The sequence below is a fragment of the Leifsonia sp. P73 genome (assembly GCF_051059105.1).
Taxonomy (GTDB): domain Bacteria; phylum Actinomycetota; class Actinomycetes; order Actinomycetales; family Microbacteriaceae; genus Leifsonia.
In genome coordinates this window covers 816553-831582 of sequence record NZ_CP194931.1, presented here as the reverse complement: position 1 = coordinate 831582, position 15030 = coordinate 816553, and the positions used below count along the sequence as shown (strand labels likewise).

General features: G+C 73.1%; 13 protein-coding genes and 1 other RNA gene. 7 read left to right on the top strand and 7 right to left on the bottom strand.

Annotated elements, in window-relative coordinates; all coding sequences use genetic code 11:
• Positions 1-37 precede the first annotated feature (37 nt).
• Both dhaL and ACQ86L_RS04240 read left to right on the top strand, forming a co-directional pair.
• Complete coding sequence (dhaL, locus tag ACQ86L_RS04245) at positions 38-670, top strand: dihydroxyacetone kinase subunit DhaL (protein WP_434317816.1); 633 nt, start codon at positions 38-40, stop codon at positions 668-670.
• On the top strand, positions 667-2916 hold the full coding sequence (locus ACQ86L_RS04240) for a leucyl aminopeptidase (RefSeq protein ID WP_434317815.1): 2250 nt from the start codon (positions 667-669) through the stop codon (positions 2914-2916). The genes dhaL and ACQ86L_RS04240 overlap by 4 nt, the downstream gene beginning before the upstream one ends.
• A gap of 14 nt (positions 2917-2930) precedes the next feature.
• Here the strand turns inward: ACQ86L_RS04240 and ACQ86L_RS04235 are convergent, their stop codons facing one another.
• Entirely contained in the window at positions 2931-3431 is a 501-nt protein-coding gene (locus ACQ86L_RS04235) for a GNAT family N-acetyltransferase (RefSeq protein WP_434317814.1), read from the bottom strand.
• Between the two features lies 1 nt (position 3432).
• A complete protein-coding gene (locus ACQ86L_RS04230) occupies positions 3433-4722 on the bottom strand; it encodes an aminotransferase class I/II-fold pyridoxal phosphate-dependent enzyme (protein WP_434317813.1) in 1290 nt (429 codons plus the stop codon).
• Between the two features lie 61 nt (positions 4723-4783).
• Between ACQ86L_RS04230 and ACQ86L_RS04225 the strand changes: the two genes are divergently transcribed.
• Positions 4784-5428: a DUF1345 domain-containing protein gene (locus ACQ86L_RS04225; RefSeq protein WP_434317812.1), complete on the top strand. Its 645-nt coding sequence runs from the start codon at positions 4784-4786 to the stop codon at positions 5426-5428.
• Here the strand turns inward: ACQ86L_RS04225 and ACQ86L_RS04220 are convergent.
• Both ACQ86L_RS04220 and ACQ86L_RS04215 read right to left on the bottom strand, forming a co-directional pair.
• Positions 5425-5904, bottom strand: a complete 480-nt coding sequence (locus ACQ86L_RS04220) for a dihydrofolate reductase (RefSeq protein WP_434317811.1) — start codon at positions 5902-5904, stop codon at positions 5425-5427. The genes ACQ86L_RS04225 and ACQ86L_RS04220 overlap by 4 nt on opposite strands.
• A 16-nt stretch (positions 5905-5920) precedes the next feature.
• On the bottom strand, positions 5921-6730 hold the full coding sequence (locus ACQ86L_RS04215) for a thymidylate synthase (protein ID WP_434317810.1): 810 nt from the start codon (positions 6728-6730) through the stop codon (positions 5921-5923).
• Positions 6731-6803: 73 nt separating this feature from the next.
• Between ACQ86L_RS04215 and ACQ86L_RS04210 the strand changes: the two genes are divergently transcribed.
• The 4 genes from ACQ86L_RS04210 to rnpB all read left to right on the top strand — a co-directional run bounded on the left by ACQ86L_RS04210 (position 6804) and on the right by rnpB (position 11111).
• Positions 6804-9095: a cytosine permease gene (locus ACQ86L_RS04210; protein ID WP_434317809.1), complete on the top strand. Its 2292-nt coding sequence runs from the start codon at positions 6804-6806 to the stop codon at positions 9093-9095.
• Between the two features lie 51 nt (positions 9096-9146).
• Positions 9147-9965, top strand: coding sequence for a Nif3-like dinuclear metal center hexameric protein (locus tag ACQ86L_RS04205; protein ID WP_434317808.1), 819 nt, complete (start codon positions 9147-9149; stop codon positions 9963-9965).
• A 34-nt stretch (positions 9966-9999) separates the two neighbouring features.
• The gene (locus tag ACQ86L_RS04200; protein WP_434317807.1) at positions 10000-10734 is read left to right on the top strand and encodes a zinc ribbon domain-containing protein; all 735 of its coding nucleotides are present in this window, start codon (positions 10000-10002) and stop codon (positions 10732-10734) included.
• Positions 10735-10757: 23 nt separating this feature from the next.
• Positions 10758-11111, top strand: an RNA gene (gene rnpB / locus ACQ86L_RS04195) — RNase P RNA component class A.
• A gap of 19 nt (positions 11112-11130) precedes the next feature.
• On the opposite strand, the gene ACQ86L_RS04190 is transcribed toward rnpB, so the two are convergent.
• From ACQ86L_RS04190 to kdpC, 3 genes are read right to left on the bottom strand one after another with little or no spacing between them, the layout of a single operon-like run.
• On the bottom strand, positions 11131-11823 hold the full coding sequence (locus ACQ86L_RS04190) for a response regulator (protein ID WP_345834735.1): 693 nt from the start codon (positions 11821-11823) through the stop codon (positions 11131-11133).
• Positions 11820-14360: an ATP-binding protein gene (locus ACQ86L_RS04185; RefSeq protein WP_434317806.1), complete on the bottom strand. Its 2541-nt coding sequence runs from the start codon at positions 14358-14360 to the stop codon at positions 11820-11822. The genes ACQ86L_RS04190 and ACQ86L_RS04185 overlap by 4 nt, the downstream gene beginning before the upstream one ends.
• 32 nt (positions 14361-14392) lie before the next feature.
• Positions 14393-15013, bottom strand: a complete 621-nt coding sequence (gene kdpC / locus ACQ86L_RS04180) for a potassium-transporting ATPase subunit KdpC (protein ID WP_434317805.1) — start codon at positions 15011-15013, stop codon at positions 14393-14395.
• Between the last annotated feature and the right edge of the window lie 17 nt (positions 15014-15030).

Sequence of the window (15030 nt, the reverse complement as noted above, 5' to 3'; positions counted from 1 at the left end):
TCCACAGACCGGATACGACACGAGGAAGGATGCGCTGATGGCGCTGGACACGAACTGGGTCACCTCCTGGATCTCGGCCGCGGCGACGACCGTGGGCGAGCACAAGGGTGAGCTGAACACGCTCGACCGGGAGATCGGCGACGGCGATCACGGCGAGAACATGGACCGCGGGCTGCGCGCGTCCGTGGACGCGCTGGGGAAGCTGCCCGCCGACGCGACGCCGTCCGCGGTGTTGCGCTCGGTGGCGATGACCCTGATCTCGACGGTCGGCGGCGCGTCCGGCCCGCTGTACGGCACGGCCTTCCTCAAGGCGGCCGAGCCGGTCGGCGACGCGGACCCGATCGACGGGGCGACCCTGGTCGCCCTGCTGACGGCGGCGCGCGACGGCATCGTGTCCCGCGGCAAGGCGGAGACCGGCGACAAGACGATGATCGACGCCTGGACCCCCGCGGTGGACGCGGCTTCGGCCGCGCTCGCCGCGGGGTCCGACCCGGCGGCGATCCTCGACGCGGCGGCCGCGGCGGCCGAGCAGGGCTCGGACGCCACCATCCCGCTGGTCGCCCGCAAGGGCCGCGCCAGCTACCTGGGCGAGCGCTCCGCCGGCCACCGCGACCCCGGCGCGCAGTCGACCGCGCTGATCCTGCGGGCCGCCGCAGAGGCGGCGGGATGACCGCGAAAGTCGGGCTCGTCTTCGTCTCGCACAGCTCGCAGCTCGCCGCCGGCGCCGTCGCCCTCGCGGGGCAGATGGCGCCGTCGGTGACGCTGCTGCCGGCGGGCGGCACGGACGACGACGGGATCGGCACCAGCTTCGGCAAGGTGATGACCGCGGTGGGGGAGGCCGACCAGGGCTCCGGCGTCGTGGTCGTCAGCGACCTGGGCTCGGCTCTGCTGACCGCGGAGACCGTGCTCGACATGCTGCCGGAGGACGAGCGCGCCCGCGTGCGCGTGGTCGACGGGCCCTTCGTGGAGGGCGGCGTCGCCGCGGCCGTCGCCGCGGAGACCGGCGCCGACCTCGAGGGGGTCGCTGCCGCCGTGGAGGGCGCGCGCTCGGCGTGGGCCGACGCGGAGACGGCGCCGGCCGCCGCTCCGGCAGAGCCTGCCGAAGCGCCTGCCGCCGTGCGCGGGGCCGACGGCTACACGCGCGAAGTGCTCGTGCGCAACCCGCAGGGCCTGCACGCCCGGCCGGCCGCCGAGTTCGTCAAGCTCGCCAACACCTTCCCGGTGAAGGTGACCGTGAACGGCAAGGACGCCAAGAGCCTCCTCGGCGTGATGTCGCTCGGGCTCACCGCGGGCGCGACGGCCTCCATCGCGTCGCCGGACAGCGAGGGGAGGCCGCGGTGGACGCCCTGGTCGACCTGGTCGAGAGCGGATTCGGGGAGGTCTGAGATGACATCGGCGGTGCGAAGCCTCATCCCGGCGTCGTTCACCCCCGTCCCGTCGTACCGGCCGGAGCACGTCGTCGGCTTCGAGGCGGTGACCTCCTTCGCTCCGGGACTCAATGCGATCGGCCTCGACGCGATCGGGATCGCCGTGGGCACGGACGGTCCGGTCGACGCCGACCTCGGCCTCGACCGGGACGCGCTCACGCGCGCCGGGTTCGAGGGCAAGCCCGGACAGACCCTCCTGATCCCGACCGAGGCCGCGCCGCTGCTCTACGCGGTCGGCTCGGGCGACCCGGAGGACCTCACCGCGGACACCGTCCGCGACCTCGCCGCCGCCTTCGCCCGTGCGGCGGCGTCGTCGGCCGCACTGGGCCTGCGCCTTCCGGGGACGGGCGCGGTCCCTCCCGAGCGCGTCGGCCAGGTCGTGGCGGAGGGCGCGCTGCTCGGCCGCTACCGGTACTCCGAGCTGAAGTCGGCGCCGACGGTCACCGAGCTCACCCGGCTCGAACTGCTCGTGGACGAGGCGCCGTCCTCCGCCGTGGCCGACGGCCTCCCCGCCGGTGCGGTCACCGCGCGCGGCGCCGCGATCGCCCGCGACCTCGCCAACACCCCGCCCGGCCATCTGACCGCCACCGACTTCGGCGACCTCGCCGTGGAGCTGGCCGCCGACTTCGGCCTGGAGGTGGAGGTGTTCGACCGGCAGCAGCTCGTGGACCTCGGCTGTGGTGGGTTGCTCGGCGTCAACGCCGGGAGTGCGGAGGAGCCGCGGATGATCCGGCTCCGCTATCTCCCCGAGGGCGAGCCGACCGGGCACCTGGCGTTCGTCGGCAAGGGCATCATGTACGACTCCGGGGGCATCAGCCTCAAGCCGTCCGACCCGATGCACCTGCTGATGAAGATGGACATGGGCGGTGCGGCGGCGATCTTCGGCGCGCTGTCCAGCCTCCAGGATCTGGGCTGCACCACGATGGTCACCGCGTTCCTGATGTGCACGGACAACATGCCGTCCGGCTCCGCGTACAAGCTGGGCGACGTGCTCACGGCGCGCGGCGGCACGACAGTGGAGGTCAAGAACACCGACGCCGAGGGGCGCCTGGTGCTGATGGACGGACTCGTCCTCGCCGCCGAGGAGGAGCCGGACGCCGTCGTGGACATCGCGACCCTCACCGGTGGGGCGCTGTTGGCGCTGGGGCCGGCCAGGGCGGCGCTGTTCGCGTCCGACCAGGGGCTGGCCGACGCGATCGTGGCGGCCTCCCGCAGCACGGACGAGAAGGTGTGGCAGCTCCCGCTGGAGACCGCCTACCGCAAGCTGCTGGACTCCGACATCGCCGACCTCGCCAACGTCGGCGGCCCGTACGCGGGCGCGACGACGGCCGCGCTGTTCCTGCGGGAGTTCGTCGGCGAGACGCCGTGGGCGCACCTCGACATCGCGGGCACGATGCACGCCGACGCCGACGACGCGTGGCGGTCGAAGGGGGCCACCGGTTACGGCGCCCGGCTGCTCGCCGAGCTCGCTCTCCGGTTCCGCCGCTAACGGAAGGGGTCGGCCTAGAGGTCGGCGGCCATCTCCAGTTCCAGCGCCGTGCGGTCGAGCGGGTAGGGCTGCGTGCGGCCGGTGAAGGCGAAGCCGCGGCGCTCGTAGTAGTGGATCGCGGCCGCGTTGTGCTCGTGGACCTCCAGCAGCAGGCGGCCGGAGCGCGGGCGCGCCCAGTCGACGACCGCGTCCAGGAGCGCGTCGGTGACACCCTGCTCCCGGCCGCGCGCGGCGGGCGTCACGTAGACGCCGACCAGGTGCGGGTCGGGGGAGCCGGACGCGTGGAAGCCGCCCATCGTCCCCAGCCAGCGGCCGTCCGGCGCGACCGCGGCGAACAGCCGGCTGCGCGGCGACGTGTTCGCCGCGCGCCGCCGCCAGTGCTCGTCGGGGTGCGTCCGGGCCGCGGCCAGCGTCTCCAGGAACGCGATGGGCGTGTCCTCCAACATCTCCAGCCGGATCGCGCGGTACGCGGTCCAGTCGGCCTCCACGCTCGGGCGGACGACCCAGGACGTCACGTCAGTTCCGCTCGGCGAGCAGCGCCTCGGTCTCGGCGAGCAGGATGGCCGTGCAGAGCCCGTCGAGGGCCGCGCGCAGCTCCGCCAGCGGCGGGAACGTCGGCGCGATGCGGATGTTCGCGTCGCGCGGGTCCTCGCCGTACGGGAAGGTCGCGCCGGCGGGCGTCACCGCGATGCCGGCCTCCTTGGCGAGCTGGACGGCGCGCTTGGCGCAGCCGTCGAGCACGTCCAGGCTGACGAAGTAGCCGCCGTGCGGCGCGTTCCAGGCGCCGGCGCCCCACGGCTCCAGCCGCGCGCGGAAGGCCTCGTCCACCGCGGCGAACTTGGGCTCCAGTATGGCGCGGTGCTTCTCCATGTGCGCCGTTAGGCCCTCGGCGTCGCGCAGGAGCTGGACGTGGCGGAGCTGGTTGATCTTGTCCGGGCCGATGCTCTGCGCGGCCGAGTTGTGCTGGTACCAGGCGATGTTGGCCTCCGACGCGCCGATGAAGGCGACACCGGCTCCCGGGTACGTGACCTTGGAGGTGGAGGCGAAGATCAGCGGGCGGTCCGGGTTGCCGGCCTCGGCAGCCAGCGCCAGGATGTCGATCGGCTCCGGCCGCTCGTCGCTCAGGTGGTGCACGACGTAGGCGTTGTCCCAGAACAGCCGGAAGTCGGGAGCGGCGGGCAGCGACACGAGGGCGCGCGCGACCTCCTCGCTGTATACCGCGCCGGACGGGTTGGAGTACACCGGCACGCACCACATGCCCTTGATGCTGTCGTCCGTCGCCAGCAGCGTCTCGATCGTGGCGATGTCGGGGCCGTCGTCGTTCATCGGCACCGCGATCATCCGGATGCCGAAGCGCTCGCAGATCGTGAAGTGCCGGTCGTATCCCGGCACCGGGGCGAGGAAGCTGATCGGCTGGTGGCTCCACGGCAGGTCGCCGCCGGGGACGCCGTGCAGCAGCGCCTGCGCGACCGTGTCGTGCATGACCGTGAGGCTGGAGTTGCCGAGCGCGAGGAGCTGGCCGACCGGCACCCGCAGCGCGTCGGCGAAGATCGCGCGCAGCTCGGGGAGGCCGTTGGGACCGCCGTAGTTGCGCAGGTCCGTCCCCGCGGCATCCCGGTAGGCGCCGTCGGGCAGGTGCAGGAGGTCGTTCGAGAGGTCGAGCTGCTCGGCGGACGGCTTGCCGCGCGTGATGTCGAGTGCGAGGCCGGCGGCCTTCAGCTCGTCGTAGGCGCGCGCGAAGTCGGCGTGCGCGGCGCGGAGCGCTTCGGTGTCGAGGTCGGCGAGAGGTGCGGGAGCGGTGGTCACAATCCGATCGTACCGGCGTGCTGGCGTCGACGCCCTGGCGTGACGTGCGAACATCCGTTGTGTGACGGACGAATTGAAGCGCGGCCGCGGCCGCACCCGGGTGAAGCTGTACGTGGCCCTGGCCGTCGGCGTCATCGTGGCGGTGGTGACCTCGTTCTTCGAGCTGCTGCACCACGCGATCCTGATGGGGTGGGCAGCGGCCTGCCTCGTGTACGTCATCTGGGTCTGGGCGGCGGTCTGGCGCATGGACGCGGAGCAGACGCGCAGCCACGCGACGCTGGAGGACCCGGGGCGCCGGACGGTGGACCTGTTGCTGACCATCACGGCGCTGGTGAGCGTGTTCGCCGTCGTGTGGGTGCTCGTCGAAGCGCGCAGCCTCAAGGGCGGCGCGCAGCTCGCCATCGCGCTGCTCGCGATCGTGAGCATCGCGCTGTCGTGGGTGCTCGTCCACACCCTCTACACGCTGCGCTATGCGCGGATCTACTACCGCCGGGACGGCGGCGTCGACTTCAACCAGAAGGAGCCGCCGCAGTACAGCGACTTCGCCTATCTCGCGTTCACGCTGGGGATGACGTTCCAGGTGTCGGACACGAACATCTCCAGCCCGTACCTGCGGCGGGCGATCCTGCGCCACACGCTGCTGTCGTACGTGTTCGGCACGGTCATCGTCGCGGCGACCGTGAACCTGGTGGCGGGACTGACTTAGCGATCGTAACGGATGAAGCGGTAGCGCATGCCGTTCGCGGCCTCCAGCCACGGGCCGGGGTCGCCGTGCCACTCCGGGCCGAGCGCGGGGGCGAACGTGTCGCCCTCCACGGCGAGGTCGATCTCGGTCACCTCGACGCGGTCGGCGAGCGGCAGCGCCTGCGTGTAGAGCTGGGCGCCGCCCATGATCCACACGGTGTCGGCCTCGGCGGCGCTCAGCGCGTCGTCGAGCGAGTGGACGACCGTCGCGCCCGGCGCCGCGTAGCCCGGGTCGCGCGTCACGACGATGTTCGCCCGGCCGGGGAGGGGCCGGAACCGCTCGGGCAGGGACTCCCAGGTGCGGCGTCCCATGACCACGGGGTCGCCGTCGGTCAGCGCGCGGAAGTGCTTGAGGTCCTCGGGCAGGTGCCACGGCATGACGCCGCCGGAGCCGATCACGCGGTCATGGGCCTGCGCCCAGATCAGGGCCAGAGTCATCAGCTGCGGATCCGGGTCAGACGGCCACGGCCGCGCGGATCGCGGGGTGGTGCTGGTAGTCCTCCACCACGAAGTCCTCGTACCGGTAGTCGAAGATGCTCTCCGGCTTCCGCGCGAACCGCAGCGTCGGCGCGGGATACGGGTCTCGGGTCAGCTGCTCGGTGACCTGCTCGACGTGGTTGTCGTAGATGTGGCAGTCGCCGCCGGTCCAGACGAAGTCGCCGGGCTCCAGTCCCACCTGCTGGGCGACCATCATCGTGAGGAGGGCGTAGCTGGCGATGTTGAACGGGACGCCGAGGAACATGTCCGCGCTGCGCTGGTAGAGCTGGCAGGAGAGCCGGCCGTCGGCGACGTAGAACTGGAAGAAGGCGTGGCACGGCGCGAGGGCCATGTCCGGGATGTCGGCGACGTTCCAGGCCGAGACGATGATCCGGCGGGAGTCCGGGTTGTCGCGGAGGGTGTCGATCACCTGCTGAATCTGGTCGATGTGCGCTCCGTCGGGCGCCGGCCACGACCTCCACTGCACCCCGTAGACCGGGCCGAGCTCGCCGCGCTCGTCGGCCCACTCGTCCCAGATCGTGACGCCGTTCTCGCGCAGCCAGCCGACGTTGCTGTCGCCGCGGAGGAACCACAGCAGCTCGTACGCGATCGACTTGAAGTGCACCCGCTTGGTGGTGATCAGCGGGAAGCCCTCGGAGAGGTCGAACCGGAGCTGGCGGCCGAACACGCTGCGCGTCCCGGTGCCGGTGCGGTCGGACTTGTGGCTGCCGTTCGCGAGGACGTCGCGCAGCAGGTCTTCGTACGGAGTCGGGATCGGCGTGCTCATCGAGACGATGGTACTTCCCCGGAGGCCGGGATGCCCCCTGACCCGCTGAGCGTTCCGGTCGTAGGCTCGGAGCATGGAGCGGGCCGATGGCGTGAAGGGGAATGGCGTCGCGGAGCCTGGCGGAGCACGCCACAGCGACGACGAGCTCGCCGACGCGCTCCAGGTCGAGGTCGACCGCGCGACGGCCGCCATCCCCATCGTCGCGGGGCCGCTGCCCGCCGCGGATGCGGGCGACGCGGCGGCACTGAGCGACGCGGAGGTCACGGCGATCGTGGACGCGGACCTCCGGATCCACGACACGTTCGGGGCGATCCAGCATCTGCAGAACGTGCTGCAGGCGCGGGCGACGGCGGCGATCCCGCTGGTGGGGGAGCCGTCGGACGACGTCGAGGAGGAGGAAGAGGAAGAGGAGGAGGACGACTGGGCCGGGCCGCCGACACAGCTGATCAGCTTCGACGACCTCCCCGTGCGGCGCCGGGACGACGGGCCGCAGCCGACGTACAGCGCGTGGGTGGGGGCGGCCGTGCCGCAGCCGGCGGCGCCGGAGCCGGAGCCGCCGGCGCAGCAGTTGCCGGTTCAGCAACGGTCAGACGTGTCTCCGCCCAAGTTCCCGACGATCGCGCTCGATACCTCGACCGCCGCGCAGCAGCAGCCGCCCGCTCCCGAGACCCCCGCACCACGCGTCGAGCCGCTCGGCCTCGTGCCCGCGGAGTTTGCGCCGACCGACTCGCAGCCGGTCCCGCTGCTCGCCGATGCCCTCCCCGTCGCGCTCGAGGCGCCGGTGGCCACCCCCGACCTCGGCCCGGCCGCGGTTCCCGATCACCTCGACGCCGACGACGCGCACAGCGCACCGGTTCCGGTCGCGTCGCCCCGGCCGCCCGAGGGCGCCGAGGTGCTGCGCACCGGACCGATCGCGGCCGGCCCTGTCGCACCTGGCGCCTTCGTGCCGGAGACCGTGGACCTGGAGCCCACGCCGTTCGACCGGCGGGCGGGGCACGCGTCCCGGCTGTTCTGGCTCTGGTTCGCGGGCACCTCGTCCCTGATCAGCGTGGGCGTCGGCGCGACCCTCTTCCTGCTCGGGCTGAGCCTCCGCCAGCTCCTGGTCGCGACGCTGTTCGGGGTCGCCCTGTCCTTCCTCCCGCTCGGGCTCGGGACGCTCGCGGGCAAGTGGAGCGGACAGCCGACGATGGTGGTGTCGCGTGCCACGTTCGGCGTGCGCGGCAACGCCCTCCCGACCGCGCTGGCGCTGGTCACCAAGCTGTTCTGGGGCTCGGTGCTGCTCTGGCTCGCCGGGTCGGCCGCCGGATCGCTGGCCGTCTCGGAGGGCTGGGCGCACAGCGCGGCGATCCCGACCGCGATCGCGCTGGCCGTGACGATCGCCGCCGCAGGCGTCGTGGCCTTCTTCGGCTACGGGCTCGTCTCCCGGGTGCAGCTCGTGCTCACGATCGCCTCGGCGGTGCTGATCGCCGTGACGATCGCGGCCACCTGGAGGCACGTCGACCTGTCGCGCGCGCTCGCCGTCCCCGACGCGCTCTGGACGCACGTCGTCACCGGCGCGGTGCTCGTGTTCAGCTACGTCGGGCTGGCCTGGGCGATGAGCAGCGCGGAGGTCGCCCGGTACCAGCGGCGGCGCTCCTCCGGCGCGGCGGGGATGCTGTGGGCGACGTTCGGGGCGGGCGTGCCGCCGTTCGTGCTCGTCTCCTACGGCGGCCTGCTCGCCGCCTCCGACCCGCACCTGGCCGCCGAGCTGGCCAGCGACCCGGTGGGAGGGTTCGTGCGGCTCGGCCTCCCGGCCTGGTACCCGGTCCCGCTGCTGCTGGCGGTGGGGCTCAGCCTGATCTCCGCGCTCGTGCTCACGATCTACTCGGGCGGCTTCACCCTCGACGCGCTCGGCGCGCGGCTCGGCCGGCGCTGGAGCACGGTGGTCATCGGCGCCGTGATCGCGGTCGCCGGCATCGTGCTCGCCCTCACGGTGAGCGACCTGGACGAGGTCATCCGCGGCATCCCGACCGCGCTGTCCGTGCCGGTCGCCGCGTGGGCCGGGCTGTTCGCCGGCGAGATGATGCTGCGCACGCGCCGCTTCCACCACAGCTCGCTGCTGAACCGCGGCGGCGTCTACCCGGACTGGCGCTGGGCCAACCTCACGATGCTCGTGGTCGCCACCGCGATCGGGCTCGGCTTCGTCAGCTCGCCGCTGCCGTGGCTGGCCTGGGAGGGCTACCTGGTCCGGCTGCTCGGCGCCGACCCGCACGCCGGGATCGGCGCGAGCAACGTCGGCGTGCTGCTCGCACTCGGCATCGGGCTGGTGACGCCGATGGTGTCCGGCGTCCGCGAGGTGCGGCGGCAGGAGGCGGTGGTGGCCTGAGGCGCGGCTCTCCGGAACTCCTCCGCCGGCGACAGGGCTAGGCTCTACTCCGTGCCGCACACTCTCCGTTCCGTCTGCGAGGTCGTCGAATCGCTCTGGCCGATCGCCGGCGCCGAGGGATGGGACGCGCCGGGGCTCGTGTCGGGCGACCCGGCCGCGAACGTGGAGCGCATCCTCCTCTCCGTGGACGCGGTGGCCGCGACCGTCGACGAAGCGGTGGGGCTCGACGCGGACCTCCTGATCGCCCACCACCCGCTGCTGCTGCGCGGCGTGACCTCCGTCGCCGAGGACCGCTACAAGGGCTCCCTGCTGGCGACCCTGATCCGCAACGACTGCGCGCTGATCGCGGCGCACACCAACGCCGACGTGGTGGCGGACGGCACGAGCGCCGTCCTGGCCGCCGCTCTCGGCCTCCGGGACACCGCGCCGATCGCGCCGGCGCCCGACGGCGTCACCGGCATCGGCCGGGTCGGCACGCTGGCCGAGCCGACGACGCTCGGCGCCCTCGCCCGCGCGCTCGCAGACCTCCTGCCGCCGACCGCCGGCGGAGTCCGCGCGGCGGGCGACTACCACCAGCCCGTCTCCCGCGTCGCGGTGTGCGGCGGCGCAGGCGACTCGCTGCTGGCCAGCGACGCCGTGCGCGGCGCGGACGTCTACATCACCGCCGACCTCCGCCACCACCCGGCGTCGGAGGCGCGCGAGCAGGCCGTCCTCGGCGGCGGCCCAGCCCTCCTCGACGTCTCGCATTGGGCGAGCGAGTGGCTGTGGCTCGACACAGCCGCCGAGAGCCTCCGCCGTGCTCTGCCCGGCGTGGAGGTCGTCGTCAGCGAGCTGCGCACCGACCCCTGGGATTTCGCGATCCTGCAATGATCAGCACCCGTACCGAAACAGCAGAGAGCAGAGCATGAAAGCCAGCCCCTCCGACCAGAACGAGCTCCTCCGGCTGCAGGCCGCCGACACCCGGCTCGCACAGCTCGACCACACCGTCCGCAACCTCCCGCAGGCCGCGCAGCTCGCCGCGCTCCAGCCCGAGCTCGACGCCCTGCGCGCCCGGTGGATCGCCGCGACCGGAGAGGTCGAGGACGCCCGCGCCGAGCTGAAGCGCGTCGAGTCCGACGTCGAGGTCGTGGAGGCCCGCAAGCGCAGAGACAGCGACCGGCTGCAGCACACGTCCTCGGTGAAGGACGTCCAGGCGCTGGAGGCCGAGCTCGCGTCGCTCGCCAAGCGCCAGGGCGACCTGGAGGAGATCGAGCTGACGGTCATGGAGCGCCTGGAGGGACTGGAGGCGAGCCTGTCCGGCATCGACGCCGAGCGCGACGAGCTGGAGGGCAAAGTGAAGGAGCTGGAGGCCTCCCGTGACGGCGAGGCCGGCACGGTGGGCGCCCAGCGCGACGCCCTCGCCCGCGACCGCGCCACGATCGCGGGGGCGCTCCCCGCCGACCTGGTCGCCCTGTACGAGCGGCAGCGGTCGCGGTACGGCGTCGGCGCGGCGCTGCTGCTGCGCGGGGTGTCGATGGGCTCGAACGTGAAACTCACCGAGTCCGACCTCGCGGAGATCCGCCGGGCAGCGGACGACGACGTGGTGCTCTGCCCGGACAGCGGTGCGATCCTCATCCGCAACGAGGAGTCCGGGCTCTAGCTGCGCTAGTGTTGGGCGTGGAATGGGTCGGCCAGACGGTCGCGTCGGTCCGCGCGAGCGGGCCGCCGAGGAACGTCCGGGCTCCGCAGAGCAGGGTGGTGGGTAACACCCACCCGGGGCAACCCGCGAGAAAGTGCAACAGAAAGCAGACCGCCTCGCACGCGAGTGCGCGGTAAGGGTGAAACGGTGGTGTAAGAGACCACCAGCGGCCGGGGTGACCCGGCCGGCTGGGTAAACCTCGCCCGGAGCAAGGTCAGACAGGGGACCATGAGGCTGCTCGTCTCGTCCCCGGGTAGACCGCTAGAGGGCGGCGGCAACGTCGTCCCGAGAGAGATGGCCGTCCACGACAGAACCCGGCGTATCGGCCGGCCCGTTCCCTTCGAGCCCCCTCCGACGTCAGTCGGGGTCGGGGGTGAAGCGGTAGCCCATGCCGGCCTCGGTGAGGAGGTAGCGCGGGGTGGACGGGACGGGCTCCAGTTTCTTGCGGAGTTGCGCGAGATACAGCCGCAGGTAGCCGGTGTCGTTCGTGTACTGCGGACCCCAGACCTGCGTGAGCAGCGCCTGGCGCGTGACCAGCCGGCGCGGATTGCGCACCAGCACCTCCAGGATCGCCCACTCGGTCGGCGTCAGCCGCACCGGCGACTCGCCGTCGGCCGTGCGCTTCAGCACCTGGTGGGCGGCGAGGTCCACGGTGATGTCCCCGAAGCGCACCGCCGGCTCGTCGGCCGGGCCGGACTGGCGCCGCGTCAGCGCCCGGATGCGCGCGAGCAGCTCGTCGGCCGCGAACGGCTTGGTCACGTAGTCGTCGGCGCCCGCGTCGAGGGCGTCCACCTTGTCGGCCGAGCCGGTGCGGCCGGAGACAACCAGGATCGGGACGGTCGACCAGCCGCGCAGCCCCTCGATCACCTCGATGCCGTTCAGCTCGGGCATCCCGAGGTCGAGCATGACCAGATCGGGATGGTGCTCCACCGCCTGCGTCAGGGCCTCCGCGCCGGTGCGGGCGGTGAGCACCTCGTAGCCGCGCGCGGTGAGGAGGATGCGCAGGGCGCGCAGGATCTGCTGGTCGTCGTCGGCGATCAGGATCCTCATGGCGTCTCCTCCGGGGTCGAAGTGGCGGGGTTCGGGGTGGTGGCGGGGGTCGTGGCGGCCGGGAGCGACACCACCATCGTGAGCCCGCCTCCCGGGGTGTCCTCGGCCTCCAGCGTGCCGCCCATCCCCTCGGCGAACCCCTTGGAGAGCGCGAGGCCCAGCCCGATCCCGGTGTCGTTGTCCGTGTCGCCCAGCCGCTGGAACGGGAGGAAGACGGCCTCGCGGCGCTCGCCGGGGATGCCGGGGCCGTGGTCGACGACGCGCAGCTGCACCGTCCCTCCGAACTCGCTGGCCGCGATGACCGGCGGCCGGCCGTCCGGCGAGAACCGCAGGGCGTTGCCGAGCAGGTTCACGAGCACACGCTGCAGCAGCACGGCGTCGGCGAGGACCGGCGGGACGGACTCCGCCAGGTCGAGCTCCACCTTCGCCGGTCCCAGCCCCAGCTCTTCGAGCGCGGCCGGGATGACGTCCTCCAGCTCGGTCGGCGCGAGCGAGACGCCGAGCACGCCCGCCTGCACACGGCTGACGTCGAGGAGGTTGGTGACCAGCGTGGCGAGGCCGTCGAGGCTGTCCTCCGCGGTCTCCAGCAGCGCCTCGCGGTCGCCGTCGCTGAGCGCGAGGTCGCGCTGGCGCAGCGTGGTTACGGCCGCTGTCGCCGCGGCGAGCGGGCGGCGGAGGTCGTGGCCCACGGCCGCGAGCAGCGCGCTGCGCACCCGGTCCGCCTCGGCGAGCGGGCCGAGCTCGCTCGCGGTCGCAGCGAGCTCCCGGTGCTCCAGTGCCGCGTCGAGCTGCGCGACGATCGCCGCGAGCAGACGCCGGTCGGCGGCCTCCAGGTCGCGGCCGGACAGCTCCAGCGTGCCGCGGTCGCCCACCGCGATGCGCTGCGTGTGCGCCGAGTCCGCCGGTTCGCCGTCGGTGGAGACGACCTCGTCGCCGTCCAGGAGGCGCACCCCGGTGAGCGAGAACGCCTCGCGCGTGCGGGTGACGAGCGCCTGGAGGGCGTCCTCGCCGCGGATGACGCCGCCGGCGACCGTGGCCAGCAGCTCGGCCTCCGCGGCGGCGCGCTGGGCGGCCCGCGTGCGGCGGGCCGCCTGGTCCACGACCAGGCTGACCAGCGCGGCGATCACCATGTAGAGGATCAGCGCCAGCAGGTGCAGCGGCTCGGCGATCGTGATCGTGTACAGCGGGGCGACGAAGTAGTAGTCGAGCGTCAGCCCGGAGAGCAGCGCGGCGAACAGCGCGGGCCAGATCCCGCCGACCAGCGCGACGACCACCACCAGCAGCTGGTAGCTGAGCACGTCGGCCGTCATCGACTCGCCCGAGCGCATGCTCACCAGCACCAGTGTCAGCAGCGGGCCGCCGATCAGCGCGAGGAGGAAGCCGTAGACCTGCCGCCGGGTCGTGAGGCCGCCGCGCGGCCGCGGCAGCGAGAACCGGCCGCCCGCCCGGGAGTGCGTCACGATGTGCACGTCGATGTCGCCGGACTCCCGAACCACCGTCGCGCCGATCCCCGGCCCGGTCAGCAGCGCCGCGAGCCGGCTGCGCCGCGAGACGCCGATGACCAGCTGCGTCGCGTTCTCGCCGCGCGCGAAGTCGACCAGCGCCTGCGGGATGTCGCTGCCGACCACCTGGTGGTAGCTGCCGCCGAGCTGCTCCACCAGTGCGCGCTGGGCCGCGAGTGCGCCGGGCGTCGCCTCGCGGAGGCCGTCCTGGCTGGTGACGTGCACGGCGAGCAGTTCTCCGCCGGCCGAGCGCGCGGCGATCCGGGCGCCGCGCCGCAGCAGCGTCTCGCCCTCCGGGCCGCCGGTGAGCGCCACGACCACGCGCTCGCGGGCCTCCCACTTGCCTGCGATGCCGTGCTCCGCGCGGTACTGCTGCAGTGCGCTGTCCACCTCGTCGGCCAGCCAGAGCAGCGCGAGCTCGCGCAGCGCGGTGAGGTTGCCGAGCCGGAAGTAGTTGGAGAGCGCGGCGTCCACGCGCGCCGCGGGGTAGACGACGCCCTCGGCGAGCCGGTCGCGCAGCGCCTGCGGGGCGAGGTCGACCACCTCGATCTGGTCGGCGCGACGCAGCACGGCGTCGGGGATGGTCTCGCGCTGCTGCACGCCGGTGATCTGCTCGACCACGTCGTTCAACGACTCGATGTGCTGGATGTTGACGGTGGACATCACGTCGATGCCGGCCGCCAGCATCGCGTCCACGTCCTCCCAGCGCTTCGCGTTGCTGTGCGATCCGTCGTCGGGGCCGGGCGCGTTGGTGTGGGCGAGCTCGTCGACGAGGGCCAATTGCGGCGCGCGGGCCAGCACCGCGTCGAGGTCGAGCTCGGTGAGCTCCACCCCGCGGTGCTCGACCGTGCGGCGCGGCACGACCTCCAGGCCCTCCAGCATCGCGGCGGTGGCGGCGCGGCCGTGGGTCTCCACGACCGCGACCACGACGTCCTTGCCGAGCGCCTTCAGCCGCTTGCCCTCCTCGAGCATCGCGTAGGTCTTGCCGACGCCGGGCGCCGCGCCGAGCATGACCCGGAGGTGGCCACGCGCCATTCGCTCTCGATCCCCTTCTCGATGTCGGCCGGTCAGCGGCCGAGCCGGGCCAGCGCCAGGTTGAGCTGGAGCACGTTCACGGTCGGGTCGCCGAGGTAGCCGAGGTCCCGTGCTTGAATCCTAGACTCGACCAGCTTCTTCACCGTTGCTTCCGGGAGGCCGCGGGCCTCCGCGACGCGCTTCACCTGCAGCAGCGCGTAGGCGGGGGAGATGTGCGGATCGAGCCCCGAACCGGACGCGGTCACTGCGTCGGAGGGGATCGCCGACGCCGGCACCCCGTCCAGCTTCTCGATCGCGGCGGTGCGGTCCTGCACGGCCTTCACCTGCGCCGGGTTGCCGGTGGCGAGGTTGCTGCCCGAGGACGCCGCCGCGTCGTAGCCGGCAGGTCCGTTCGACGTCGCCGCGGACGGGCGCGACTGGAACCACTGCGGCAGCGGGTTCCCCTTCTCGTCCGTGAAGGCCTGGCCGATGAGGGCCGAGCCGACGGTCTTCCCGTCCTGCGTGATCATCGACCCGTTCGCCTGCGCCGGGAAGGCCAGCTGCCCGATGCCGGTCACAACGACGGTGTAGGCGACGCCGAGCGCGACCGTGAGCACGATCATGGCGCGGATGGCGACCCAGTACTGGCGCCAGGCGCCGCGGAGGCGGTTCATGTTCTGCGATTCCTTAC